Origin of the sequence: Streptosporangium oxazolinicum (genome assembly GCF_039537505.1) — a bacterium.
GTDB classification, from domain to species: Bacteria; Actinomycetota; Actinomycetes; order Streptosporangiales; family Streptosporangiaceae; genus Streptosporangium; species Streptosporangium oxazolinicum.
This window is the reverse complement of record NZ_BAABAQ010000048.1, coordinates 1-584: the sequence shown is the minus strand read 5'-3', so window position 1 is coordinate 584 and position 584 is coordinate 1. Positions and strand designations below refer to the sequence as shown.

1 protein-coding gene is annotated in these 584 nt (G+C 70.9%); it reads left to right on the top strand.

The window, feature by feature from the left end; all coding sequences use genetic code 11:
• Positions 1-584 (top strand): ATP-binding cassette domain-containing protein (locus tag ABD817_RS39465; RefSeq protein WP_344923578.1); only part of this gene is annotated, 584 nt, incomplete at both ends.

Here is a 584-nt window from a genome sequence, read left to right as displayed (position 1 = left end):
AGCCGTCGGCGGCGCTGGCCCATGACGAGGTGGGCAACCTGTTCCGGATCATCCGGGAGCTGACCGCGCAGGGGGTGGCGGTGGTCTACATCTCGCATCGGCTGGAGGAGATCCGCGAGATCGGGGATCGGGTGACGGTGCTCAAGGACGGCCGTACGGTCGCGGTGGGCCTGCCGGCCAAGGAGACGCCGACCTCGCAGGTGGTCTCGCTGATGACCGGCCGCAACGTCGAGTACGTCTTCCCCAAGCGGCCCGCCCCCGGCAGCCACGACGGCAAGGCGGAGGTGCTGCGGGTCCGTGAGCTGAGCATCCCCGGCCGCGTCTCGGACGTGTCGTTCTCGGTGCGGGCGGGGGAGATCGTGGGGCTGGCCGGTCTGGTCGGTTCGGGACGTTCGGAGATCATCGAGGCGGTGTACGGGGCGCGGCGCTTCTCCGGCGAGGTGGTGTTGGAGGGCAGGCCGGTGCGCCGGGGTGGTGGTACGACCGGTGCGGTGCGGCTGGGCATGGGGTTGGCGCCCGAGGAGCGTAAGGCGCAGGCGTTGCTGCTGGACCAGAGCGTCTCGCGCAACATCAGCCTGGCGAGT